At 39.1% G+C, this 25,089-nt stretch carries 14 protein-coding genes; 1 reads left to right on the forward strand and 13 read right to left on the reverse strand.

The window, feature by feature from the left end; genetic code table 11:
• Window positions 1-9: 9 nt before the first annotated feature.
• From B2O97_RS24620 to B2O97_RS25300, 13 genes are all read right to left on the reverse strand, one after another.
• Window positions 10-1,761: a glycoside hydrolase family 66 protein gene (locus B2O97_RS24620; RefSeq protein WP_088160823.1), complete on the reverse strand. Its 1,752-nt coding sequence runs from the start codon at window positions 1,759-1,761 to the stop codon at window positions 10-12.
• 80 nt (window positions 1,762-1,841) lie between these two features.
• On the reverse strand, window positions 1,842-3,305 hold the full coding sequence (locus B2O97_RS24625) for a SusF/SusE family outer membrane protein (RefSeq protein ID WP_088160822.1): 1,464 nt from the start codon (window positions 3,303-3,305) through the stop codon (window positions 1,842-1,844).
• Between the two features lie 39 nt (window positions 3,306-3,344).
• Window positions 3,345-4,838 (reverse strand): RagB/SusD family nutrient uptake outer membrane protein, encoded by a 1,494-nt coding sequence (locus B2O97_RS24630; RefSeq protein WP_286768324.1) that lies wholly within the window; start codon window positions 4,836-4,838, stop codon window positions 3,345-3,347.
• Between the two features lie 12 nt (window positions 4,839-4,850).
• Window positions 4,851-7,844 (reverse strand): SusC/RagA family TonB-linked outer membrane protein, encoded by a 2,994-nt coding sequence (locus B2O97_RS24635; RefSeq protein ID WP_286768325.1) that lies wholly within the window; start codon window positions 7,842-7,844, stop codon window positions 4,851-4,853.
• Window positions 7,845-8,056: 212 nt separating this feature from the next.
• Window positions 8,057-9,730: a DUF6377 domain-containing protein gene (locus B2O97_RS24640; RefSeq protein ID WP_088160819.1), complete on the reverse strand. Its 1,674-nt coding sequence runs from the start codon at window positions 9,728-9,730 to the stop codon at window positions 8,057-8,059.
• 1,088 nt (window positions 9,731-10,818) lie between these two features.
• Window positions 10,819-12,855 (reverse strand): heavy metal translocating P-type ATPase, encoded by a 2,037-nt coding sequence (locus tag B2O97_RS24645; RefSeq protein ID WP_088160817.1) that lies wholly within the window; start codon window positions 12,853-12,855, stop codon window positions 10,819-10,821.
• Between the two features lie 5 nt (window positions 12,856-12,860).
• Window positions 12,861-13,838: a hypothetical protein gene (locus B2O97_RS24650; protein ID WP_088160816.1), complete on the reverse strand. Its 978-nt coding sequence runs from the start codon at window positions 13,836-13,838 to the stop codon at window positions 12,861-12,863.
• Window positions 13,825-14,283 carry an MgtC/SapB family protein gene (locus B2O97_RS24655; protein ID WP_198386059.1) on the reverse strand — a complete coding sequence of 153 codons (459 nt, stop codon included), beginning with the start codon at window positions 14,281-14,283 and terminating at the stop codon, window positions 13,825-13,827. The genes B2O97_RS24650 and B2O97_RS24655 overlap by 14 nt, the downstream gene beginning before the upstream one ends.
• A gap of 38 nt (window positions 14,284-14,321) precedes the next feature.
• Window positions 14,322-15,203 carry a bestrophin family protein gene (locus tag B2O97_RS24660; protein WP_088160814.1) on the reverse strand — a complete coding sequence of 294 codons (882 nt, stop codon included), beginning with the start codon at window positions 15,201-15,203 and terminating at the stop codon, window positions 14,322-14,324.
• A gap of 249 nt (window positions 15,204-15,452) precedes the next feature.
• Window positions 15,453-16,049: an HD domain-containing protein gene (locus B2O97_RS24665; protein ID WP_088160813.1), complete on the reverse strand. Its 597-nt coding sequence runs from the start codon at window positions 16,047-16,049 to the stop codon at window positions 15,453-15,455.
• 21 nt (window positions 16,050-16,070) lie between these two features.
• A complete protein-coding gene (locus tag B2O97_RS24670; RefSeq protein WP_088160812.1) occupies window positions 16,071-17,414 on the reverse strand; it encodes an efflux RND transporter periplasmic adaptor subunit in 1,344 nt (447 codons plus the stop codon).
• A 6-nt stretch (window positions 17,415-17,420) separates the two neighbouring features.
• A complete protein-coding gene (locus B2O97_RS24675) occupies window positions 17,421-21,743 on the reverse strand; it encodes a CusA/CzcA family heavy metal efflux RND transporter (protein WP_088160811.1) in 4,323 nt (1,440 codons plus the stop codon).
• A 209-nt stretch (window positions 21,744-21,952) separates the two neighbouring features.
• Window positions 21,953-22,276, reverse strand: coding sequence for a DUF6660 family protein (locus B2O97_RS25300; RefSeq protein WP_088160810.1), 324 nt, complete (start codon window positions 22,274-22,276; stop codon window positions 21,953-21,955).
• 704 nt (window positions 22,277-22,980) lie between these two features.
• On the opposite strand from B2O97_RS25300, the gene B2O97_RS24680 reads away from it, so the two are divergent.
• Window positions 22,981-24,660: a tetratricopeptide repeat protein gene (locus tag B2O97_RS24680; protein WP_157698408.1), complete on the forward strand. Its 1,680-nt coding sequence runs from the start codon at window positions 22,981-22,983 to the stop codon at window positions 24,658-24,660.
• Window positions 24,661-25,089: the final 429 nt, after the last annotated feature.

Here is a 25,089-nt window from a genome sequence, read left to right on the forward strand (position 1 = left end):
AATAGGTTTTTAATATTCGATCACAACCATGTCCCAATACTTGAGCCCCGGCAGATCTATGGTCAATTTATTTCCTGTCTGCGCTTTAGTAAGCGGAATAGCGACGCCCCCTTGCATATCGGGCGATGCCAGCCATACACGCTTGACAGTACGTGTCACGTCGAGCTTGATCTGTAGGCCATCGATACTGGAGGGTTCCTGTTGGGTCCCATTGGTATCACGCCATTCCATAGTATTGGCATCCTTAAAATTGATCAAATGGATTACATCGCGGTTAGCAAAATATCGCCCATAGCTTGTAATACTGCCTGATCTTGCTTTACCATTACTGATAGTCAAAGCGTTTGTACCGGTGACACTAAAGACCGCGGCTGTACCACCATCTCGCAATACGTTTTGGTAAGCGACCATAAAGTCATAATATTGGATCAGCTTTTCCTTTGTTGTTCCTTTAAGCTGCAGGTTGTTATTTGCAAAATATTCATTGGTCAAATAATGTTCTCCCATTTCAAGGTGAGCCCCTCCATTGGCAAAGATGACCGCATTGGTCAGCAACACGCCTGGCTCATTGACAAAGCCTGCCTGATTGGACTTAGCATAGTTCATATAAGCTGCTAATACGGTATTCTTATTGTAATTGCTAAAACGGTCATTGTCTTGAATAATTTTCACCAATTCATCGTATGATTTGTTAGGATCCCAAACTTCGGTATATAAAAAATCAACAGCAGATGGTGCTATCCCAGACTCCTGACCGTATTGATTAACTGCATTCATCACGTGATACTTGCCCGGAAAAGCCTTCTTTGACGCTGCTATGAATGGGGCGTAGCGCTGCTCTAGTTTCACTTCTTTGCCAGTATAGTCATATAGTTTTCCGCGGTCTCCCAACTGATCAATATGATAGCCGTCAAAATTATAGACCGCAAATACATCTTGATGTCTTTTGTTAATGTAGGTCTGCCAGTCGGAGTTGCCGGGATCGACCAAATAGATATTGCTGCGAAAGGGTGCATTCAACGAATGCCTATCTTTCTCCTGATGTTGATTATCCTTAAAAAGGTACCATTGTTCGGATACCCCATCACTTGCCGCATTGGACAAAGCGCCATACAACAAGTTGTAGAACATCGCTTTCATCCCTTTATCATGAGCGGCCTGAATATAGCCATCCACGGTAGATTTGTAATTAGTCCGGCCGATGAGATCCAGCCAGGAATCAGCCGGATTGGATACTGAACCGGCCAAAGGTTTATGCTGATCCATCTGCCAGTCATAAAACTGGATTCCATTAATATGGAAACGGTTGAGCGTTTCGACATTGCGTTGTATTACCTGCTGATCAAGGCGATCGTAATTGGATACAAATCCATACCGTGGAAACTTGCGCCAGTCAGAAGATACATCAACGGCTATGCTGTAGAGCGGCTTTTTAGTTGTATCATCAGTTTTAAAAAGATAGACCATGTAGCCCCGAAAGTCTGTTGTAGGTGGTGTCCAGGTCCAGCTCAGCTGCGAAAGCGGCTCCTCTTTGATCAATTCGCCCAGATAGGTATAGGCGACACTCAAATTATTGTCGGAGATGGCAGCTGTAAATGTGATCTTTTCCCCAGGTTTATAAACAGCTTTATCTGTATTGATGACAGGCTTAAAATAGGTCTGCCCATAGGTGATCGGGTCTTTTTCAATATCGTAATAGTTGTTGCAGCTCGCGCTTAGAAGGATTCCGCCGGCAACCACAAGTCTGAATATTCGTTTCATCTGTAAATAATTATATCATGCACACAGAAGCTTATTAATTTCCTCCATTTTGTTGATGGAGGAAAAAGCTTAAGATTGATTTATTGTTTGATAATTGTGACTGTTTCCTGTAGCTGATCCAGTATGATACTGTATGTACCCGCAGTGGTCACTTTCCACTTATTATCTGGATTAGAGCCAGACTTGCTAAAGATCATCTGCTCGGTCTGCCCTGAGGGTGTCCTGCCATTTTGTGAAGCCAAAAACCATGCGCCATTCCAATCGGCCTGTTTATCGCAACTAAACTTTAATTCACCGGCTTTAAGTGTTCCAGACCAGGTAAACCTGTGGGGTGTATCACCCTTAACCATTGGGGTTGCTGTGGCAATATCCCAACCATTGGGTGTCGCATCGCCCACAAGATAAATAGCCGGAAACGATGTAAAAGGAGCAATGGTAATTTTATTGGCCCGTAGATCCAGTCTGATCTTATAGATTCCTTTATTAATCCGCCATTTATAATCATTCTTATTTTCACTTTCGGACCACTTGACGACAGGTAGGTCTGTTCCAACGCCTTGTTGATCTGTCTCTGGGCGCAAAAAGACAACGCTTGGATCAAAATCTGGCTTCGTTGCAATCTTAAACTCGTCGGTGCTATTATTAGAATTCAATACGGCATGATAGGTAAAAATAAAAGGGTCATTCGGGTCTTTCACCATAGGCTGAAAGGACCAACCGGTAAAGCCACCCACAAACCACAGTGCATCATACATAGCTCCCTCAATTTCAGTAATGACAATAGATCGATCGATCAGATTGACTTTGACTTGGTATAGTCCAGATTTGGCAACGGTAAATGGAACATCGTAGGGATCTGACTCCGACTCACGATAATAGAGCTTTTCATTATTTGTTCCTTTGTTGTATGAAGGTGTAAAATTGCCCAAGGTGCTGATAAACTTAAACTCGCCCCGGCTCAGTACACCTTGCCATATAAAGGCTCCTGGCGTACCCTGTATCGGATTCATCCTGCTGGCTTTGTTCGCATCCCAGCCGTTGCTTGTTGCGCTACCAAGGATATAGAGTGTTTCGGTAACCGGCTTGTAGGTTTTGATCTTTAAACTAATTATTTGAGACAACTGTGTTGCGCTTTGTCCGTCTTGGGTCTCTGCTATGACACGCGCTTCCAGCTGTGCTCCGCTTCCTGCTGTGATGCCAAGCTTTTCAATCAACAATTGATTAAAATCTTTGGTAACATATCTTTGTGACCGCAATCCTTTCTCAAAAGTACTGTTAATGGAAGGCTTAAAATCCTTACCTTTTTCACCGATTTCAAGGGTATACTTGATGGCTGCATTCGTTCCAAAATTAGAACCCGAAGTCCAGTCGAATACTACAGCTTCCTGCTCCGGGGCGGCAACATTCAATACAATATCTGATGTTGAGACACTGAGTTCTAAGGGACCATCGGGATAGATGACATTGCCAAAATCGTCTTTACAGGACTGACAGAACAAGGACGAGATCAAGATCAAATTGATAATATAATATAGTCTTTTCATCTTTTTAAATTTGTTAGTTGGTTAATTACCAAAATGGATTTAATAACCGGGATTCTGCTTCAAATTTGGATTGGCGTCAATCTCAACTTGAGGAATGGGTAACAACAAATGTTTTGCGGTGGCATTGAGCTTGCCGATGCTGTGCAGAAAGTTAAGCGCATACTGCCCGTTGTCCCAGCGAATCATATCAAACCAGCGTTGTCCTTCAAAAGCAAGTTCTATTCTTCTTTCGTGACGGATTTTTTCACGCATATCAGCTTGGGAAAGCCCTGTAATTGACTTTTTGTCGGTCAAACCTGCTCGTTGTCGCACCATATACAGGGGATCCACCGCTTGAGCCGTATTGCCGAGTTCATTGAGTGCCTCGGCTTTCATCAATAGCACGTCTGCATAACGTAACACAACGATATTGGCCGCATTGGTATTGTAATCGGGTGAAATGGACAATGGAACCAAAAATTTGCGCACGTTATATCCTGTGGACGACATATTGGATTTGTAGGCCTTACCGTCGAAAAGTGGTCCTCCTTCATACAAAACAGTTTTATCTTTGCGCAAGTCTCCAGTTTCGTATTGGGAGACAAACTCAGCTGTTGGCTGATTCCAACCGTAGCCGCCGCCCACCCAGCCCGGTTTGCGTGGTCCCATATAGGTGCTCAGCCAGTTTGCCTGATTTTCATCGTCCCAAAATCCGGCCTTGGTAAGTCCATAATATTGTACTTCAAAGAGCGATTCGGCTGTATTTTTATGACGAGGCTCCCCCCCAAAACAATCACTATAGTCTGCATTAAGCACATACCCCAGCGACTCGACCTGATTGCATTGATCAATGCACAACTGATATTGTTTTAGTGTGAGGTAAACTTTTGCCAAAAGGCCTGCCGCAGCTCCTTTACTGACGCGTCCCTTATCCTGATCGGCATATTCCTCACGACGAGGTAACAGTGTAATGGCTTCCTTAAGGTCTGGTACAATGACTTCATTATAGATGCGTTCTTTGCTCACGCGAGCCGGTTTGAGATCATCTCCAGGTTTCGCGGGTACCAATGAAAGCGGCACATCGCCAAACAGCTGAACCAAAATAAAATAATAGTTCGCACGGAGGAATTTGGCTTCGCCAATCAATCTGTTTTTCAATTGGGGATCTATATCCATCGAAGGGACATTTTCCAAGACGGTATTACAATATAAAATACCGGGATTGGGTCCTCGCCAAAGATCAACCGCCGAAAAATTGTCTGGGCCAGTGGAAAAATTGGACAATTGGATCGTTTCTATTCCATCATCGCCACCACCTGCACCCACGGCACTATTCCCTGCCATAATGTCTAATGACCATATACGCATATTGTATAACTTGGGTCGTTGGAGTGGCTGATAAGCCGCATTGATCATTGCAACAGCAGCGGAAGCATCCTTGACGGATTCGGCACTGGGATCCTCAAGAGGTTCTTTATCCAAAAATTTTGAACATGAGCCCAACCAAAGGGGCATCGCCGCAAGGGCCATATAAAATATTTTTTTCATCATCATGAGTCTAATTAGTTAAAATCTAAGGTCCAATCCCAAGCTAAAGTTTTTTGTGATCGGGTAGTTACTATTGTCAACACCTCCTATCACTTCAGGATCGAAGCCAGAATACTTGGTCCAAGTAAACAAATTCTGCCCTGAAAAATAAAACCGCAACCGTCCTGCATGCAGACGTTTGGCTACAGCTTCAGGCAAGGTATAACCTACGGTCAGATTTTTCAGACGCAGGTAATTTCCCTGCTCAATAAAACGATCTGAATTACGTGTATTCTTATTGGGGTCGCTGTAAATCGCTCTCGGCACCTCATTGCTGGTTCCCTCAGCGGTCCAACGATCAAGAACCTTAGTCGTCTGATTTCGTATGGTATACATACCTTCCAAGGTAACCCTATTGGCATTATAGATCTGGTTTCCAGACACCCCCTGAAAGAATACTTCAAGATCTATATTTTTATAGGACAACTTATTATTCATGGCAAAACTCCAACTTGGTGTTGGATTGCCTAAATAGGTCCGGTCATAGTCATTAACAACTCCATCTTTATTGATGTCCCTAAATTTGATATCGCCGGGTGCCGTACTATTAGCGGGATCTGCCCCTTGATATTGATAAGCATAACTATTCACTTCGGCCCAGTTTTGAAAAATACCATTGGTCAAATAGCCATAAAATGATCCAACAGGCTGTCCAATGGTATGGGACTGATAACCGTAGTAAATAGGTACATCGCCATCAAGTCTAACGACCTTATTTCTATTATAGGAGATATTGAAATCGGTATTCCAAACCAATTCTCCTTTTAGGTTTTGGCTACGTAAACTTAATTCCCACCCCTTGTTTTCTACCTCTCCGGCATTGATCATTGGCGTATAGCTGTCTGAATATCCTGTCGTAATGGGCACGCTCATTTTGACAAGCATATCTGAGGTTTTTTTGATGTAAGCATCCATCGTCAACTGGATCCTGTTTTTGAAAAAACTTGCATCAATTCCAACATTCTGTTGTTTGATCGTTTCCCAGCGTATGCCCGGGTTAGGCATAACGAGTGGGTACAATGTCGAAACGGGAATACCATTGAAAACATATTGACCAGTTTTTAAGCGGGCTGATGCAGCATAGTTATCCAACACGGCCTGATTACCGGTAACTCCATAACCGATACGGAGTTTAACATCACTCCAAAAATCATTTTTGTTAAAAAAAGACTCTTCAGAGATACGCCAGGCGGCAGAAAAAGAAGGAAAAGTCCCCCAACGGTTGGCCGAAGCAATTCTTGATGTACCATCACGACGTACAGTGGCCGTAAGGAGATAGCGATTTTTAAACGTATAATTGGCGCGCCCGAAGAATGACAATAACGCCCATTCGTTGCGGCTCCCACCTACAGTTGGATCTAACAAGCCATTATTTAACTGGTTATTATTGTCGGAAAGAAATTCCTTGATACTTCCATTCATGTAATTATAATCATTGTTTTGCGCACTAGAACCTATCATCACATTGATTTCGTGTCCACCCCCGAAAGTATTTGCATAAGTGAGGGTATTGTCCCACAAATAGGTTAGGCTCTTGTTGAAACTTTCACTCCGATAGGAATTGGGAACGGGGATGGGTTTCCAATTGTATTTAGGCGAAAAGGTCATATTGTCCCAAGCCTTATAATCAAGGCCAAGCAAAGTTTTGAAGGTGAAATGATTCAAGAAATTTGCTTCCGCATAGATATTTCCAAGAAGATTATAGCCTTTCGTTGTATTTTGTTCAAGCATGGCAGTCCCGATCGGATTGCGCAGATCGCCATAGAATATAGCTTCATTTCCTGGCCCTGAATAGGTACCATCTTCATTAAAAATTGGTTGTGTAGGCAATGAGGCAAGCGTATTCAATACGCTATAGGAACCATTGTGTTTTACATCATGGCTTAGCGTGAGCGTATTGCCCAATTTGAGCCATGCTGTCTGTTTAGCTTCATTGTTAAACTGAAAATTATACCGTTTGTAATCGGTGTTTTTCACGATGCCATCCTGATTGAGTATACCAGCAGAGACGTAGTACGTATTCTTTTCTCCACCACCAGCATAACTAAGGGCATAATTAGCTAATTTACCTGTCTGTAGGAGCGCATCTAACCAATCTGTTCCTCGGCCAAGCAATGTAGGATCGGCAAAATCCGGTCGTTGACGGTTATTGTTGTTGGCCATCATCTCATTGTGCTGCGACGCAAACTGTTGTGCATTCAGCATTTTGGGTAGGCTCGTTGCCTGCTGAATCGCGTAATTGGCACTTGCCGTAATACTGCCTTTATTTTTATTACCCTTTTTTGTTGAAATCAATACAACACCATTGGCTCCCCTGGAACCATAAATGGCAGTAGCAGAGGCATCCTTGAGGATATCGATTGTCTCCACATCATTTGGATTGAGCGCATTGAGAGACAGATCCGTTGGGACGCCATCAATCACTAACAATGGAGCACTATTGTTGATTGATCCCAGCCCTCGAATCTGTATGGACACATTGCTTCCGGGCGCGCCTGAGTTGATAACCTGTACACCAGAGGCACGTCCTTGAAGCGCTTCGCCAACATTTGCCACAGGCTTATCTTTCATTGCCTCTGCACCCACAGACGCTAAAGAACCTGTCAGATCTTTCTTTTTAACGGTCCCATATCCAATAACAACCACCTCGTCAAGTGCTGTGTTATCCTTGACTAATATAATATTATAAATTGATGCATTGTCTACTTTTAGTTCCTGAGTCTTGTAGCCGATATAGGAGATGCTCAAAACTGAACCATGTGCAACGGTCATTTTAAAATGGCCATTTCGATCTGTCTGTACTTGTTGGGTTGTCCCCTTGTTGTTGACGGAAACAGCTTCAATAGCTAGCTTGTTTTCGTCTTTTACAGTACCCTGAATCTCCCTTTGTTGTGCAAATGAATTTAAACAGATCAAAATCATTGAAAGCATGAGAATGGGATACGTAAAACGTAATCGCCCCTGGTTTTTCATAAAATTTGATTTTTACGTATTACTTATAATTGTTATCTAATTTCGATTTGAAACTAGTGTCAAATCGCCCCCTAATTGGTTTATCCAAAAATAAGAGGATCAAAGAGCAGATAAAAGAGGTGTATCGCCAAATATAGAAACAACAAAAACGTAAAAACCTAAAAAACAGAATATTACATCAAATACAACAAAGAAATATATAGAAGATTAGGTCAATAATTTAGGGCTTTTCGACCTATTTTTGTGACCAATTCATCAAAATCTTCGCGCGGGACGGCAGCTTTATTTCTGAATTTGGTCCGGTAGGTATAAATGGTATTGGTTGAATAGTGCAGGAAACGGGCTATCTTTGCGCTGTCTGTAATACCCAAACGTATCAATGCAAAAATACGGAGTTCCGGGCTCAGTACTTCATTTGGCTTTAAGACGACTTGCATATCTGCGACTAACAGTGCATTGAAATCTTCCACAAAGTTCGGATACAAGTGCAAAAATACATGATCAAAAGTGGCGTATAATTCTCTTACTTCATGGTCGATCATATCGCGTGATTTAAGCATCTGCTTGAGCTCTTCGATCTTCTTGGCCATGACCATCTTGTTGAGCGAAATCTGGTATTTTTCGAGCTTATCAATATATAAGGAACATAAGTTTAGGAACTCACCGATATAGGCTTCTTTGATGTGATTGGTTTCTGCCAACTCGCTATTCATAGACAGCACTTCGCTATTGGTGGTATGAAGTTCGTCATTGGCTGTATTCAATTGCTGATTGAGCACCTGCAATTTTTGATTGAGTTCGAAGAGCTCTCTACGGACGCGATTTACCCGCTTCATCTGCCTGTATATCAAAATAACTGCTATAATGAGGCACAGCGATAGGATACTGACAATCGCTAGAAAGATTGTCAATTTTGCCTTTTGTTGTAATTCATTTTCTTGATAAGCTGAGTTTATGATTGGAAAGATCTGCGAAGCTTCATAGGTCCGGAAACGGGCATTACAAAATATAGCATCCTCCATTGACGATTTGATACAGCTATAGGCTTCTTCAATATGGTTTGACTTATACAATAAGGTCGCTAATGCCTGCATCGAGGCATTCTCCTTGATGGCGTTTTTAATATCACTAATCGCGGATAGCGTCAAATATTTGCGTTGAAGGTCAATATTTCCTTCCTTTTCATAGATATTAGCCAGGGCATAACATAAGATGGCATGTTCATGATCCTCTTTTCGGGAAAGATCAAGCATATACATCAAACTCTTTTTCGCTTCCTCAAATTTCCCTTCATCATGGAGCTTTTCGGCATAAACTATACGGTATTGACTACTTGCCGTGTCCAGTTCACTTAAGAGCGAATCGCGATAGCGGTCACTCCGAATAGCATACTGCCGATCGTCGGTATTTGAAAATGAATAAAATTTATAGAGCCTTTTCCACGCATCGTAATACTTGATCAACAGTTCTCTAGGAAGCTTGTTCTTACCTACAGTGGCCAATATTTTATAGGCGTCAATATACATACCTGCTGTGAAGTAAAATGAAGCAAGATCCAGATTACTTTCATTGATTTGGAAGAAATCGCCACTTCTTTTGGCTAATTTTACATTTCCCCTAGCATATATAATCGCAGAATCTAGTTTATATGAAGAATATTCTTGGTAAAGGAGCTTGTTTAATTCGTATTGTCCGGAAGTGTTATTTATTGATTTCTGAAGTTGTCGTCCCAAATCGTCTATTCTCGCTTCTTTGAGGGCCATAAACACTTCCTTTTTGTCGATCATCTGAAGCAGTTGTATCAACGCAGTATCCTGTCCAGTTCCTGCTTTACATAAGATAACCGATATAACAATCAACAGGACACATAAAACACGTCTATACATGATACTTTAAACCAAAAGTGACAAAACACAATAGTAACATTTTCTAGGCTTAAAACAAAACTAGCATATACTAATGTTATACATTTATCAAAAATAAAAAATTGCAAATATTCTGATAATATTTTGCGTATTAATACAAATCTTAAACGTTCTTAAAACCTTTATTGAATATTGACACACTTTTAACACCTAAAATCTTGACCTCAATTATCTGTTTATTATTTCTATAAATGTTAGTTGAGGGGATTATTATAAATAATTCGAATTCGTAATTTTGAACTACTAATCTAACAATCAACTTCTTCTAAAACACAATCAAATACTGTGAATACAGTACCTAACATTACTAAAATTTTAAGTTGATTATTGAATTTTAATGCCCTCTTCCTGAAATATGTATATATATATGTTTTATCTGAACGATGATTGTAATTATTGTTATAATGGACAGTATAATGACCATAAAAATCAAAAAGGGTGATTTTCTCTCTTTAAAAGACTTCTGGGATATAGTAGAGGTATGTTTTCTCTTTCTCCTCTTAACAGCAGGTTTTCTCTTGTGTACATTATGTTTTTTTTTCATTTCAATACAACTGGAACAATAAAAAATAGAAATCCTATATTAAAATTTGATAAAAACATAAATTGATACTCATTTGCATCAACAATAATTTTATAATCCTAAACTTCCTAATACAACATTTCTCAAAACCTATTTTTCTTTCAACACAGGTTAGAACAAAAAAAGCTACAAAAGTTAATGACCGTTTAGACTTATGAGAAAAACTTCACTAACACATTAATTATAAAGATACCCCAACATGATGCTGCAAGATTTACAGATGGAAAACAGGAATGTCGGACAGCCATGACCGATACTTAGACTAAACAATACCAACATATTTTTGATTCCTTCGTAAATTTGATAAATACAGTCTAATTGGATATTCCTTTCAAAGGCTAACAATAAGGATGTCTTGCTTTATTACAAAACATCCTAGATGATCATTTTATTGTATAAAAAAGCTAAGACCCTACTAAACATGATGTTTTATAGAATACTGTTTCCAATAACATTCAAATTTTATTTAAAATTTCATCCGCTGGATCCTTATAGCATTCAATATCGCAATTAGCGAAACCCCTACGTCAGCAAATACGGCTTCCCACATAGTAGCAAGACCTCCAGCCCCAAGAATAAGAACTATGCCTTTCACCACAAACGCTAGTATGATATTCTGCCAAACAATTTTTTTTGTTTTCTTGCCAATATTAATGGCTATCGGGATTTTAGAAGGCTTGTCATCCTGAATAACAACATCTGCTGTCTCAATTGTCGCATCGCTTCCAAGTCCTCCCATAGCAATTCCCACATCACTTAAAGCAACTACCGGAGCGTCATTTACCCCGTCTCCTACGAAGGCAACAGTTTCATTTTTTGCCTTCATCTCTTTTACTTTGTTTACTTTGTCTTCAGGCAAGAGATCTCCAAAAGCCTTGTCGATCCCCAGCTTATCTGCAACAAATCTAACAACAGTTGTCTTATCTCCGCTCAACATCGTCGCTTTTACATTGAGCTTATGAAGCATATCAATAGTCTTTTGGGAATCTTCCTTTATGCTATCGGCAATGGTAATGTAGCCCACAAATTTACTGTCTTTAGCCACCGCAATAGTTGTGTAGACAATTGATAATGGATCTAGATCATATTTAATATTGAATCTGTCCATCAGTTTAAAATTGCCGACCAGTAATTCTTTTCCGTCAATCTGCGCTTTCAAACCATGACCGGGAATCTCTTCAGTGTTTTCTAATTTTATGGAACTATCAACATCTCCTACATATTCGTGTATGGCCGTTGCTACAGGATGCGTGCTAAGACTTTCGATGGCATTTACGAGTTTTAGAATTTCAGCTTTATCGAAATCGGAATTAAAAACTACTTCTTGCACTTTAAAAACACCTTCGGTCATTGTACCAGTTTTATCCATTACTACATTCTTTATGGCAGCCATAGTATCAAGGAAATTACTGCCTTTGAATAAAATACCATTACGACTGGCAGCTCCAATACCTCCAAAATATCCCAATGGAATAGAAATTACCAATGCACAAGGACATGAAATTACCAAGAAGACTAAAGCTCTGTAAAGCCAGTCATTGAATACGTAGTTCTCTAAAAAGAAATAAGGTAGCAAACATATTCCGATTGCAAGAAAAACAACGATTGGGGTGTAGACTTTGGCAAACTTCCTTATAAAAAGTTCTGTAGGTGCTTTCTGGGATGTTGCATTTTGGACCAATTCCAAAATCTTACTTAGCTTGCTGTCCGTATAAGCGGTAGTCACCTTAACCTGAGCAACGGTATTTAGGTTGATCATGCCGGCAAGCACCGATTCCCCCTTGTTTTTGGTATCCGGTTTACTTTCACCTGTCAGTGCGGCAGTATTAAAAGAAGCACTATCCGTGAGCAGTTCTCCATCAAGGCCCAGTTTCTCCCCAGGTTTTAATTGGATAACCATACCTATCTGTGCCTCCTCGGCTTTAATAACTCTGGTCTGATTCTCCTCAACAATTCTCACTTCGTCCGGCCGCTGGTCCAGCAGGGCTTTTATGTTACGCTGTGCTCTTGAAACCGCCAACGTCTGAAATACTTCGCCTACAGCATAAAAAAGCATAACGGCCACCCCTTCGGGATATTCCCCGATAAAAAACGCGCCTATGGTTGCAATGCTCATCAAAAAGAATTCTGAGAAGACCTCTCCCTTGGCTATACTCTTAAAAGCATCTTGAATTACCGGAAGGCCTACGATTCCATAAGCTACCAGATACCAAACAAATCTGACTGTTCCTTTAAACCATTCCTGAGGCAGCCAGTTATCCAATGATATTGCAATAAGTAAAAGTAAAAGAGAAAGAATAGATGGTAGAAACATTTTAAATGGACTTCCGGTGGCATTACTGTGGTCATGACCGTCATCATCACTATGGCCATGATCGTGTCCGTCATTTTTGTAATGTTCCTCTTTTACCAATTCTCTTGCTCCGGCTTTAGAATAGACCTTTTCCGTCTGCGTACAACAGATCTGCTTGCCTTGCGCGTCATATTGATGTTTGTGATCCATAATATTTATTTTAAAAGGTTTTTTAATATTTTATCCATAAAGAATTGTTTCGAGACCTTATTTGCTTCACTTAGTACAACATCTATTGAAGGAATTGATTTCTCCAAATATTTCTCAGCCCTAATTATTGCATCACTTTGTTTTTTGATTTTCTCTGTTTCTTTCAAAGCGTCCGCCAGGGCAAGTAAGCTGAGTCCATGATCCTTCAGTATTCCCAACTGTTCGATCATCCAGCTAACTGCGTAAAAACCAAACTTGGATAGCGCCAGAGGATGGGTCTGCTTTTCTTCAACAGGTGGGAGTCGATTAAAGGGTGACTCAAGTATAGTATCAGTAAGGTAGTTTCTCAACTCCGACTTTTCATGTTCAATATCTACTAGTTCGACACATCCCTGTAATGATTGTGCATAAATACTTAACCAGCGTAATTTCCGACGAAACTCATGAATATCTGACTCCACGTTTCTGAAAACATATTTTCCATTCTGGGAAAAATCCATTATCTTTTCTATTTCTGAACGATAGAATTTAACAAGACGTCTGTGCTGCTCGTCTTTTGCCTTCCATTGGGTTTTGTCAATGTCACTGATGATTTTTTTTAATTGTTTACCATTCAACCAGTTTTTACGTTTGAGTAATTTATTAAGTTTCCTCACGACTTTTTCTAATTGTGCATCAAAATAAATCCCCACATCTTCTGGAATGCATTTGTCTTTGGTATACAATTTAGCAAAAGTGGTAAAATAGTCTATGCTCCCAAGCATGTCCTCCAATTGTTTAAATTTGTCCCGCATTCTTCTAAACTGTTTTGTTCTTGGACCAGTAACACTATATATCCTGGCCAATGCCTCCAATTGGAACAAAGGTGTTCTTAATCCATTCTCAAAAAGATACCGCCCGGGATTGTTCTCTTTCTTCGCCCCTTCAAACAAATCTGCGAGTTTTTGAAGATGCAGATCGAACTGATTATTATTCTGTTTCATGGCCGCTATTTTTATTGTCGGATAATTTTCTCAGAAATCGCTTGTACCACTCAAATTGATTTATTACGAAAATCAATAGGGTAATAACTGTTGCAGAAATTGCAAGAACAAACATGTTGAGTGCGATAGCTATTCCAACCGCAGCAATTGTCCAGAGGCCGGCTGCTGTGGTCAGTCCTATTGGCATACTTTTCTCAGTACGAAATCCTATACCGGCTCCTATAAATCCTAGGCCAGTTGCAATCGCCGCCAGCATTCTTGCCGTTGCAGACCTGTCTTCAGTCAAGTGGGCTGCAACAGATACAAAGAGACAAGAGGCAACACAGATACAGGCAAATGTCCTTATACCCATATTCTGCTGTTCTTTTTCCCGTTCTATACCGACGATGCTTCCTAAAACGAGAGCGAGTACCAATTTAGCAGAAAGCAAAAGTTCAAAATTCATATCCATAGAGTCTTTAGATTTTATTATTTACAGATATATTACATTTCATAATAAGAATCATTTTTGGGATTTGCCGGAATATCTATTTCTCCAATCATTTCCAAAAGGTTTATCTCGATGGTTTGTGCAAGCGAAGTCATTGGTGTATCAACTGGCGTACCCTCAAAAGGATCCTGCATAATGATGGCTGTCTTTTCAATGGCAATAAAGAGTATTGGTATAATCATGGTCATTACGATCTCAATAGTTAACTGAGAATCTTCGAGCCCGAAAGGCAAAATCGCGGCAAAGACGTAGATCAAGGTGTGTACCATCATGCTATATGATCTGGGAAAGACCGTATTCTTAATACGTTCACACTTACCCATGCTGTCGCATAACCTACCTATTGTTTCATTTAGCTGAACCTGTTGAATATCCGTTATCGCTCCACTGAAAGCGAGATGTCTGATTGCATTTGAATGTCTATCCAATATTGCATTGGGTATATTTGTGGCTTTTATCCCGTGGAAATGCAGATAAGCCTGAACTTTAGGTGAAAACTCCAGCTTTCGGAGCGATTCTCCCAGCGCATAAGTCCAGATAATTTGTCGGTCCACAAATTCTTTTATTTCGTATCGGGGACTTTCGGGAGCATATTGAATAAACTGCCTTAGTAAATTCCTGGAGTCATTAACAATAGCTCCCCATATTGTTCTGGCTTCCCACCAGCGCTCATAGGATTGAGCCGTTCTAAAGGCCAGTAGTAGGGAAACAGCCGTTCCGATCAGAGCAGGAATACTCAGCGGCAAGGATACTTTTTTAAAAGTCGGATGCATATCAACCACGCCGATCGATATGGCGAATATAGAGATCAGAATGAATTGTGTCTTTATCTCATTTATAAAGTACCAAATTGATATTTTTCGATTTAATAACATAACTGAATATTCTAGGTTTGTGAAGAACAATAATCATTCTTTATATTTTTAGACGGATGTACATTTAGATAATGAACAATTAATTATAAATCTTGGTTTCCCCCTTCCGAAACCGATTTCAATATTTTCAATATTGTTCATAGCAAAACAAAAATACAGTGTAAATGCTGGTCAAACACATCTTCAAGTAAATTCCATACCTGAAGGAGCTGTTGTCGAAATTTTTCATAATACTGCCAGCGGATCACTTCATAGTATATCCCGACTATTAAAGTTCATCAATATAACATTGACCTGTTTAAATCTATCCAGAACATTTTTTCCATATGAAGTCCAATAAGTGTGGTTTCGCAACATAGCCATATTTATAGTCTTCCATTCCTCATCCGAATAAACCCTGTGAAGGAAAATTTCAAACTCTCTCCTTATCGCCATAGCATATCTAGGATAAGTGGGTCTAGTAAAGTGAAAGAAATCAGCATCACAAAGTATCATTTCCACCAAATTCATCGGCGACTGCGGAAACTTTGTTGCTTCGATACAGGCCGATACCGAATTTATAAATTCGGTATCGGCTTTATATCTCGTCAGAAAACTTTTGGCTATCTGTTTACTTTTTTCCTCGTGTCCGGCGTAGGTATGAATATAACCACAGTCGTGAAACCAGGCGGAAACAAGTAATATTTCCATTTGGCCACCATCAAGACTATAGAATTGTCCAATTTCAACTGCTGCTTTCGCAACTTCAACTGTATGGGTAATGCCATGAAAACCCAAATCACCTGAAAGGTTTTCTTTTAGCAATGAGGAAACATAATTTTCAACAGATAACAACAGAGTTTTCATAATTTTACATTTACTTAGAAATTAATGTTCATGCCCACCAGTATTGCTCAATTTCGCATTGATAAAGAATGCCCCTTTGGTAACAATTTTAACTCCCTTAGGAATTTCTGTTACAGGAGTGATAACAGTGTAACCCAATTCAGAAACTCCTTTAACAACTTCGATCTTTTCAAAATTAATTTTCTTTTCAGTTTGCTTATTATCAGCAACATGATCATGTTTTTCCCCCGGTTTGTGATCATGGTCTTCTTCAGCTTTCTGGTCATGGCTTTCACCTTCTTTGTGTTCATGACCACCTTCCTTGTGACCAGCTTCAGGATCCTTATCCGTATGAACAAAAATATAGAACTTACCGTCAGCTTCTACAATGGCATCATTAGCAACAGTCGATGCCATTACATCTTCTACACTGACCATACCTGTAATGTTCATTCCGTCAATTAGCCCCGTTTTATTCCCTACTACAGTACAATGCACAGCTATTGTTTTACTTTCGTTTTCGAATGATGAGCCTATATTGAATACCTTTGCAGTGTAGGTAACTTTTGGATTATTGGTAATGGTAAAATTGACAACCTGTCCAATTTTCATATAAGGTAAGTCGCGTTCGAATACCTGAAGATCAAGATGCAAAAGACCATTATCGACAATTTCGACAACCGGAGAGGAAACATCTACATAACTACCTATCTTGGCCAGCTCATTGCTAATCGTACCACTGACAGGGCTTGTTACAACAAGTGCGGACCTTAGATTCTCCCTGTTAATACTAGATGGATTAATGCCCATCAACTGTATCTGCTTTTTTAATGATGCTTTACGAGCCATCAGTGCATTCAGGTCAGCAGTAGCTGTCTGGAGGTTTTTCAATGCACCAGCACTCCCTTCATTAAGTTCCTGTTGACGGCTCTGTTCCTGTTGTGCTAAAGTAATCCGACTGTCAATCGTTATGTATTCTTCCTGCAGCTGGATAAACTGTGGATTTTCTATTGTGGCGATCACCTGCCCTTTTTGAACATAATCACCCAGCTGCACTTTGAGACTTTTGACAACCCCTCCATACAGCGAGGTCGCATTTGCCTTCTTATTGTTAGGAACCCGAAGTGCTCCGTTGGCCTTGACGGTTGCTGTCAGATTTTTATTTTCGATGTCGCCAAGAGTGATCCCAACAGCCTTAATCTGTTCTTGTGTAAGTGATGCAATAGTAGAAGACTCTTCTTCTGCATGCCCCTCCTCACCACTAGCTTCTGCCTTCTTTGTCTCTTTCCTGGCTCCGCTCTCTTCCTTCTTGTCAGCCTGTCCGCCACAACTATATAAAAATGCTACAAGAACACCCGAAACTAATATTTTTCCTATAATTTTCATTTTGTATTATTTGTTATTGAAGTAATTGAATTGAATTGCTGATTGGTTGTACTGGTTTAGTACATCCAAATAGTTCTGACGGATACCTATTGCCTGGTTCAGGAACTGTCCTAATTCAGCAAAACTTATTTCACCTGTTCTATAACTCAGAGTCGCAGCACTGATTATTTCCTCAGATTGACGTAGTCCCGATGTTTCATAGAAATTCAGAAGAGAATAGTTTTTTTCTATTTCAGCAATAGCCGATGCCCTTTGTGTCTGGAACTGCTGGGTCTGATAAGCAAGTGTTTTTTCTTGCACTTCTTTCTCGGCAACCGCAACCCTTACTTTATTCCGGTAGGCGCCGCTCCCAAAAACCGGGAAAGAAGCCATTACTGAAAAACCAGTAAACGGATCTTTGGCACCCCACAGACGCTGACTAAAAAACCTTCCAGAAAACTCCGGTTTGTTCGTATTCTTCTGAACTTTGATATTGGAAGAAGCAATATTGACATTTTGTTCCTGCAAAGCAAGTACCGGATGCGAACTATTATTTTCAACTAGTTCAACTTCGATTTTCTTTAATGATTCAGCAATAGGAAGTAACCATTCGTTCTGATTCATGAGCATCATCAATTGTTGCTGCTGGACTGTCATTTCTTTCTTGTTCTGCTCAAGAAAAGCCCGTAGTTCTTTAAGTTTAGCTTCAGCCGACACCTGATCCAATTTAGCGACATCTCCTGTCCTGACCCTGACTTCAGTAGTTTTAAAGAGCATCGTGTAAATACTGTCCAATTTTTTAAAAAGCAGCTGTTTGTCCTGCAGGTACCAAAGCTGATAGTATGCGGTACGCACATCACGTTTGATTGCAGCATTCAATACATCGGTATTAAGTTCTGCATATTTTAACTGCTGCTTAAAATAATCTTTCCTTGCAGCATACAAGCCAGGCCATGCTATACTTTGAGAAACTCCGATTTTCAAAATTCCTACTCTATCTGATGGCCGGAAATCTTCATTTTCAGCAAACACGCCCGTTTTGGGAATATCGTTTGCAGTCTTGACGTTCAAGGAAGCACTTTTTACCTGTGCACTATTAACCCCATACTGTTGATTATTTTCCAACGCCGTGCCCACCGCTTTTTCGATAGAAATCCGTTCCCGCTGCTGGGCCTTGACCGTCGATAAACTTCCCAGACACACTAAGATTACCATTGTTATTGCCTTCATTTTACCGTCTCCATTTTTTTTGAGCTTCGAATTAAAAATAATGTACAGGAGGGGCAGCACAAACAGTGTCAAAAATGTTGCTGTGATCAATCCGCCGATCACCACAGTGGCAAGAGGTTTTTGCACTTCGGCACCGGCACTCGTACTAATCGCCATAGGTAAAAACCCGAGTGATGCTACAGTGGCAGTCATTAATACCGGCCGCAGACGGGTCATTGTACCCTCTTTTACTCGTTTGAAAACATCCTCTATTCCCTCTTTCTTTAGTTGATTGAACGTTCCGATCAGAACGATACCATTAAGCACTGCAACTCCAAACAGGGCAATAAAACCGATTCCTGCACTAATACTGAACGGCATACCACGCGCCATAAGGGCAAATACACCACCAATAGCACTCATTGGGATGGCCGTAAATATTAAGGCAGCTTGCTTAAATGAATGGAAAGTAAAATACAACAGCATAAATATTAACAATAGTGATACTGGTACCGCAATCATCAGACGTGCACTCGCCTTTTGTAAGTTTTCAAACTGCCCTCCGTAGGTAAAATAATATCCTGAAGGCAATTTTATCTTTTCGGACAATTGTTTTTGGATATCCTGTACCACACTTTGTACGTCCCGACCTGCAACGTTGAATCCAATTACTATACGCCGCTTCCCTGCCTCCCTGCTTATCTGGGCAGGTCCAAGTTTATACTCTATATTTGCAACCTGCGAAAGTGGAATCTGTATTCCCTTATCTGTTGGGATCATCAGGTTACTGACATCATCAATGCTACTCCGATGTGTACTATCAAGACGTACAACAAGGTCAAACCTTCTTTCATTTTCATAGATCTGACCTGAACTTTTGCCTGCAAAAGCCGTACTGACAACATCGTTGACATCCTGAATGGTCAATCCATAATTTGCAATCCGGGTACGGTCATACTCGACATTAATTTGTGGCAGACCGCTTACCCGCTCGACCTGTGGAGATGTTGCCCCCTGGACAGTTTGAATCACCTCACTGACTTCTTTTGCGTAGGATGCGAGTGAATCTATGTTTTCACCAAAAATCTTAACAGCTACATCCTGCCTTATACCTGTCATCAACTCGTTGAAACGCATCTGAATAGGCTGGTTTTTCTCAAAGAAAACGCCCGGTATAACCTCAAGCTTTTCCATCATCGCCTCTGCAAGTTCGTTGTAATTTCTGCCAGACTTCCATTCGTCTTGCGGCTTTAGTACGACCATTAAATCGGTTGCCTCGGGAGGCATCGGATCGGTAGGCACTTCAGCTGCTCCAGTTTTACCCACAACCATTTTCACTTCATCAAATTGCTTAATTATCCTTGAAGCCTGCATGGAGGTTTCGATACTCTGATTTAATGAACTTCCCTGCGGCAAAATACAGTGAAAGGCGTAATCCCCTTCTTGCAGTTGCGGAATGAATTCGCCCCCCATCCTACTGAAGAAAAATAAACAAACTGCAAAAATAGCGACAGTTGCTCCTACAATGATATATTTGATCCTGATTGCTTTTTGAAGCAGAGGCTGATACCAACCAGAAAGCTTATCCATCATTTTGTCGCTAAAAGTCTTTTTGTGACTTGGTTTTTTTGACAGAATTAACGCACACATCATCGGAATATAGGTCAGCGACAATATCAACGCTCCAAATATCGCAAAACCAACAGTTTGCGCCATGGGGCGGAACATCTTGCCTTCCACACCGACTAGGGTGAGGATTGGTATATAGACAATTAGAATGATGATCTCGCCAAAGGCGGCACTTGTACGAATCTTGGATGCGGAAAGGAAAACTTCATCATCCATTTCGTTTTGCGTTAGCCGCTCAGTAGATTTCCGCAGTCCAAGATGGTGCATAGTAGCTTCTACAACTATAACCGCACCATCCACTATTAATCCAAAATCGATCGCTCCAAGACTCATCAAGTTAGCACTAACACCAAATACATTCATCATACCTAAGGCAAACAAAAGCGCTAATGGGATAGCGGAAGCAACAATAAGTCCTGCACGGAAATTCCCAAGAAACAGTACTAAAACAAAGATTACGATCAACGCACCTTCGATCAGGTTTTTCTCCACAGTACTCATTGCCCTTCCTACTAAGTCGGTTCTATCCAAATATGGCTCAATTGTCACGTCATCAGGCAAAGATTGTTGAATTGTCGGTAGTTTTTCTTTTATCCGTTTTACTACCTCGTTACTATTTTCACCTTTAAGCATCATTACCACGCCACCCACGGCATCAACCTCTCCATTATAGGTTAATGCACCATATCTTACAGCACTACCAAACCTAACATCTGCAACATCACCTATATAAATAGGAACAGCTCCGGAATTTTTTACAACGATTTTTTTGACATCATCGAGAGAAGTTGCCAATCCGATACCCCTGATAAAGTAGGCTGTAGGCTTTTTGTCAATATAAGCTCCTCCCGTATTTTGGTTGTTCTTCTCCAGAGCCGTGAATATTTCAGGAATACTAACTCCCATAGCCCTAAGCTTATCAGGGTTTACAGCAACCTCATATTGTTTCAATTGACCACCGAAGCTGTTCACCTCAGCTATGCCTGGCGTCCCATATAGCTGTCTTGCCACGATCCAGTCCTGCATTGTACGCAGATCCTTCGCATTATACTTACTCTCACTACCTTTTTTGGGGTGAATTATATATTGATAAACTTCTCCCAGCCCGGTACTTACAGGGGCCATTTCCGGGGTACCTATACCCTGTGGAATCTTATCAACCGCCTCTTTTAATCGTTCGTTGATAAGCTGTCGAGCAAAATAAATGTCTATATCCTCCTCGAAAACGACGGTAATAACCGACAAACCAAAACGCGAGATACTACGGATCTCTTCAATCTTGGGCACATTTGCAATACTTTGTTCGATAGGAAAGGTAACCAGCTGTTCAACCTCCTGCCCGGCCAACGTGGGACAAGTGGTGAGTATCTGAACTTGATTATTGGTAATATCGGGTACCGCATCTATAGGCAACTTTGTTGCACTCCATGCTCCCCAAATAATAAGTAACAGGGTCATCAAACCAATAATGATCTTGTTCTTTATACTGAATTTTATGATACTGTCTAACACAATGTATTTTGTTATTTTAACATTAAAAAAATCGCGCTTGCTCTAGCACCTTAAAAGAAGGTGGAGAGGAATTACAAGTGTGTAAGGGGAATGATTAGACACTGAAAAGATTGGCTATAATCTTTATAAAGCCATAAATCAGTATTAAATCAGAAGCAATTTATATTGTTATAAAATGCAACAAATACCCATACTCTTTTAAAATGAACTTAAACGTAAAATTTTGGCGGTTGCCAAATAGAACCCGAATACTGGGAGATAAATTTAAAATCCGGAATTATTACTTTTTCCCTAGAAAAAATCTGTGTTAGCACACCTAATTCAGGGATTTCAAAATTGAAGGAAACAACTGAAATACTACAGCATGTACACTGGCAGAAAGGAGTACAATAATCATCACTATCATTGCTATGCCTATGCGTTGTTTCGTCCGCAAATTTGGAAAGAGTTCCACATGTATTATTCGTATCCCCACAAGGCACCATAAATAGCGCAAGGATATAAAATAATAATATTGTAGCTTTCCATCTCATATTTATAACGAAAATATAAAAAAAAACAAACAAAACTAAATTTAAAGACGACTTTATAGTTTTCTTGCTTTAATATGAGAATATTTATAGTTGTCTATTATAAATACAACGACAATTTTAAAACTAGTTCATTAGTGCAATTGTCTCTCGTCCAAACATCCTACTCTATAAAAGAGTAATTATTTAAATCAATATTGGGGAAGTATTTAAATTTATATTAGTCATTCTAATATCGTGCAATTGATATTACAATTCAGCCATATTGTTTCTAATAAAAAAACAATAAATAAATGGCTTTATTTAAAACTGTAATATATCTTTTGACTAACGCTTTTCAAAGTATATGAACAACTTTACATACCTCTAAATCTCCATATAAGTATTTAAAGTAGATTTGTGTGAATTATTTATATTTCTTAAAAGTTCGATGTAAATAATTAAATTTAAGTATTATGGGAAAAGTCCAGTTTAAATCAACCAACTACGAATAGTACTTGTAAACAAGCGAAATGATCTATTCCAACAATTATTTTAAACAGTCATAAAAATAGCCCAGGTAATGATATAATCTGATTCAACTTTAATTCAGAGTAGAAAATTATATAAAATTAACCTCTTTAGTATACATCAAGTTCGATTGGCTTGAAAATAGACTATTATCAAACTATCATAAAATTCAAGATAAATTATTAATAAATACTATTATGCAATTTAGATTTATGTTTATCCTTTCCTTTTATGCCATTATTCTCTTTATGGCTGGCTGTGGGCAACAAAATTTGGATTTGCTATTGCTACAAAAAGCTCGAATTTTCGCAGAAAATTATCCTGATAAAGCGTTAAAATTCATTGACTCTATTTCTTCACCAAAAACCAATTTAAACAGAGAACAATACATGTATTATCTAGTTGCTCATACTCAGATATACTATAAAAATCATCTCCCTATTGAAGAGGATACACTTATATTTTATGCTGTTAACTATTATCAAAAAAAATCAAATAATCCCAAGCAAACCTCACTAGCATACTTTTACGCAGGTAACGTCATGAGAGAACAAAAAAAGTATGATGTAACAATGGAATATTATAAAAACGCCGAAAAATATGCACTTCTATCTCATGATGCCTCAACAATCGGTCTAATTAACTTCAATATGGGAGACCTTTTATCCGAACAAGGACGTTACAGAAAAGCATTAAATAAATATCAAAAAGCAGCTATCTACTATAAGCAATACCCTGACAAACTAGCATTTTCATATAGCTCTATTGGTAGAATGTATCTATTTCGCCAAAATCCTGATAGCGCCTTTCTTTTTTTCCATAAAGGACTAAAAATTGCAGAATATCTGGGAGGAACAAATTTAAGAAGACAATTGACAGAAAGCCTCTCAGTTGCATATGAACAGACAAAAGAATACAGAGCCTCCCAAAAATACCTATGGCAATCAATCTCTCTTAATACTGACAGTACCAGATTGCCACGATATTATCTAAACTTTGCATTACTCTACAGTAAAATGTCACTTGATGATTCTACAACGTATTATACAGCAAAGTTAAAAAAAGAGCTACCCACAATAAAAGACAATTATTTAAAATACAGCATATTAGACTACCTAATCCGTTACGAAAAAAAAAATAACAGGATCTCAACTGCTTTTGATTATCAAACAGATCGAATGAAAGTTCTTTATCAGATTATGAAAGAACGCGAGAAGCAGTCTATCTACAAAATAGAAAAAAAATACAACTATGAACAGATTACAAAGGAATATTTTGAAGCACTTACGATAAAACAACAATGGATAATTTTGTTAATGGGCATTGTAATTTTAGGAGGAATTTCATTTCTAACTTACAGTACAAGACAAAAAAACAAACTACATGCAATTGAAGGCAAAATAGAGACTTTGAACGGAATGAAACTCGACTTAGAATCTATGGTACAAAAAAAACAGCGTGACCTTCGAAGGACAATTCTATGGAGATTTGATATTACTAAAAAATTAATCAAACTAAATAAAGAAATCAACAAGAACAACAAAATTATATCAGATAGTAACTCGTTACTAAAGCGATTTAATACTATAGTCTATGGAGAAAATTCCTATGATGAACAGTGGGAAACACTGCACCAAGCCTTCCGTCAGGCTAGACCCGAATATTCGGAAAAAATAAAACAGTTATTCCCAGAAATTACTGAAACAGAATTTCGGATATGTATTCTTACCTACGCTGATTTCAGTGTTAAAGAAATAGCCCTTATTCTTCAACAAAGTCCAAATACGGTACAGACGCGAAGAACGTCATTAAGACAAAAACTTGGCGTACCTAAAGGCGGAGACATCTCTGAATCAATAGACAGCTTATGCGGTTGATTTTTTCAATCAAAATATTCCAAAAGAATTGGCATCAGCGCTAAGCCCCCTAATACATCGACCTTATAATCAAATATATAATCCGATAAAAACAACTTAAAATCAACGACTTTCCCTAACAAAAACGTCACAATATCATCTCCTAACTTAATCAACCTACCCCTTCAACAAAATAATTAATGCTTCATAAGATTTTATTGAAAAAAGGATTTTATTCAGATGATAAACTTTCACACATTATATCTTTTAAAAGTTAAAAATTAAATCCGCATAACTTTATCACATCCTTTCTCCAACGGCATTAATAATTAATAAAATTCCATTGTCATTTGTTAAATATAGAAAATGATACTACCATAACCTGATCAAAAACCTATATTTAAAAAAACACAATATACAGAAAATAAGAAACTTATAATTTATCAATAA

Origin of the sequence: Sphingobacterium sp. UBA865 (assembly GCF_002295765.1) — a bacterium.
GTDB classification, from domain to species: Bacteria; Bacteroidota; Bacteroidia; order Sphingobacteriales; family Sphingobacteriaceae; genus Sphingobacterium; species Sphingobacterium multivorum.

Bases quoted from the DNA above. Each gene is read 5' to 3' on its own strand.
- B2O97_RS25300 (WP_088160810.1), bottom strand. From the start codon at position 22,276: ATGAGATGGAAAGCTACAATATTATTATTTTATATCCTTGCGCTATTT.
- B2O97_RS24670 (WP_088160812.1), bottom strand. From the start codon at position 17,414: ATGAAAATTATAGGAAAAATATTAGTTTCGGGTGTTCTTGTAGCATTT.
- B2O97_RS24620 (WP_088160823.1), bottom strand. From the start codon at position 1,761: ATGAAACGAATATTCAGACTTGTGGTTGCCGGCGGAATCCTTCTAAGC.
- B2O97_RS24645 (WP_088160817.1), bottom strand. From the start codon at position 12,855: ATGGATCACAAACATCAATATGACGCGCAAGGCAAGCAGATCTGTTGT.
- B2O97_RS24665 (WP_088160813.1), bottom strand. From the start codon at position 16,049: ATGAAAACTCTGTTGTTATCTGTTGAAAATTATGTTTCCTCATTGCTA.
- B2O97_RS24625 (WP_088160822.1), bottom strand. From the start codon at position 3,305: ATGAAAAGACTATATTATATTATCAATTTGATCTTGATCTCGTCCTTG.
- B2O97_RS24650 (WP_088160816.1), bottom strand. From the start codon at position 13,838: ATGAAACAGAATAATAATCAGTTCGATCTGCATCTTCAAAAACTCGCA.
- B2O97_RS24655 (WP_198386059.1), bottom strand. From the start codon at position 14,283: ATGAATTTTGAACTTTTGCTTTCTGCTAAATTGGTACTCGCTCTCGTT.
- B2O97_RS24635 (WP_286768325.1), bottom strand. From the start codon at position 7,844: ATGAAAAACCAGGGGCGATTACGTTTTACGTATCCCATTCTCATGCTT.
- B2O97_RS24660 (WP_088160814.1), bottom strand. From the start codon at position 15,203: ATGTTATTAAATCGAAAAATATCAATTTGGTACTTTATAAATGAGATA.
- B2O97_RS24640 (WP_088160819.1), bottom strand. From the start codon at position 9,730: ATGTATAGACGTGTTTTATGTGTCCTGTTGATTGTTATATCGGTTATC.
- B2O97_RS24630 (WP_286768324.1), bottom strand. From the start codon at position 4,838: ATGATGATGAAAAAAATATTTTATATGGCCCTTGCGGCGATGCCCCTT.
- B2O97_RS24680 (WP_157698408.1), top strand. From the start codon at position 22,981: ATGCAATTTAGATTTATGTTTATCCTTTCCTTTTATGCCATTATTCTC.